This is a genomic window from Rhizobacter sp. P3_B12 (assembly GCF_056402895.1).
In genome coordinates, this window is sequence record NZ_JBFUGN010001072.1 from 1 (window position 1) to 1,995 (window position 1,995).

General features: G+C 71.7%; 2 protein-coding genes. One reads left to right on the forward strand and one right to left on the reverse strand.

The features are described 5' to 3' along the window. Positions 1-812: FGGY family carbohydrate kinase (locus AC1D01_RS32205; protein ID WP_477873570.1), on the reverse strand; the 812-nt coding region annotated here is incomplete at its 3' end. 143 nt (positions 813-955) lie between these two features. On the opposite strand from AC1D01_RS32205, the gene AC1D01_RS32210 reads away from it, so the two are divergent. Beyond that, positions 956-1,995, forward strand: a 1,040-nt coding sequence (locus tag AC1D01_RS32210; RefSeq protein WP_477873571.1) for an ROK family transcriptional regulator, incomplete at its 3' end; no start/stop codon positions are given.

Genomic DNA, 1,995 nt, shown 5'->3' on the forward strand with positions numbered 1-1,995 from the left:
GCGCGGAAGCGGTCGGTCACGACGAACAGCACGCCGCTGGTGCCGAGCGAGATGAAACCCTCGCCCGGCCGCACCGCACCGATGCCGACCGCGCTGGCCGCGTTGTCGCCGCCGCCGCCGGCCACCGGGATGCCGCGCGGCAGGCCCCAGGCATCGGCCAGCGTGTCGCGCAGTTGCCCCGACACCGCGCTGCCCTCGACCAGCCGCGGCATGCGCTGCTCGCTCAGGTTGCTCACCGCCAGCAGCTCGCGCGACCAGCGGCGCTGCGCCACGTCGAGCCACAGCGTGCCGGCCGCGTCGGACATCTCGCTGACCTTCTCGCCGGTCAGCTGCAGGCGCAGCCAGTCCTTGGGCAGCAGCACGCAGCGGGTGCGCTCGAACAGCTTCGGCTCATGGCGCTGCACCCACAGCAGCTTGGGCGACGTGAAACCCGGCATCGCGAGGTTGCCGGCGATCTCGGGCAGTGCCGGCAGGCGGCGCTGCAGCTCCAGGCACTCGGCCGCGGAGCGCACGTCGTTCCACAGGATGGCGGGGCGCAGCACCGCGTCGTCGGCATCGAGCAAGGTGGCGCCGTGCATCTGGCCCGACAGCCCGATGCCGCGCACGCGTGCGAACTCGGCCGGCGCCTCGGCACGCAGCGCAGCCACCGCGGTCTCGGTGGCGGCCCACCAGTCGGCCGGATCCTGCTCGGACCAGCCCGGGTGCGGACGCGACACCGTCAGCCGCGCGCCGGCCGTGGCCACGATGCGGTGATCGTCCTGCAGCAGCAGGACCTTGACTTCCGAGGTGCCGAGGTCGATTCCGAGGTACATGGCGGCGGGCGGCGCGAAGCCGGTTGTCATGACAAAAGGGCCCGGTGGGGCAACGCCCGCCACTTTAGTTCATCGAACAAACAAATGCACCTCGCGCTTTCCCGAAGTCGGATCCGGCCGGGTCGGTGGCGACAATGCGCCGCATGACACTCACCGGCGACCAGCACCTTGTCAAACGCATCAACCGCATGGCGCTGGTGCGCCTGCTGCGCGAGGAGCCGGGGCTGTCGCGCGCCGACCTGTCCACGCACAGCGGGCTGACCAAGTCGACGATCAGCATCCTGGCGAAGGAGCTGATCGACGAGGGCTGGCTGCTCGAAGAAGAGGCGCAGCACACCGGCAGCCTCGGGCGGCGGCCGAAGCCGTTGCGGCTGAACAGCCAGCGGCTGGCGCTGATCGGTGCCGAGCTCGGCATCGACGCGATCCAGACCGCGGCGGTGACGATCAACGGCGAGGTCATCGAATCGCAGCGCACGCTGCTGCGCTCGCTGGAGCCGCAACTGGCCTGCCACCAGCTGATCGAGCAGGTGCTGTCGCTCGCGGCGCAGGTGAAGGAGCGCGGCTACCGGCTGATGGGGATCGGGGTCGGGCTGCCGGGCGCGGTCGATGAGCAGGCCGGCGTGCTGAAGTTCGCGCCGAACATCGGCTGGCGCGACGTGGAGCTGGGCCGGCGGCTGTCGGGCGAGGCCGCGGCCGCGGGCCTGGAAGGCGTGCCGATCTACTACCAGAACGAGGCCGACCTGGCGGCGATCGGCGAGTTCGAGTTCAGCGAGGGGCCGGCCGACGACCCGCTGATCTTCCTGAGCTGCGGCATCGGCGTCGGCGCGGGCATCGTGCTGAACGACCGGCTGTTCAGCGGCGCGAGCGGGCTGGCCGGCGAGGTCGGCCACACGATCCTGCAGATGGGCGGGCCGCTGTGCTCGTGCGGGCGGCGCGGCTGCGCCGAGGCGCTGATCGGCGCGCGGCACATCCAGTCGCCCGACGACGTGGCGCGTGCGGGCGCCTACCTCGGCGTGCTGATCCAGAACGTGTGGATGACCTTCAACCCGACGGTGATCGTGCTCGGCGGCGAGACGGTCGAGCGCGGCGACGAGTTCCTCGACCCTGCCCTGGCGGCGGTGCAGCAGTTCGCGGCGGAGGCGGGCATCGCGCCGCCGCAGATCCGCATCGCACGGTATGGGTC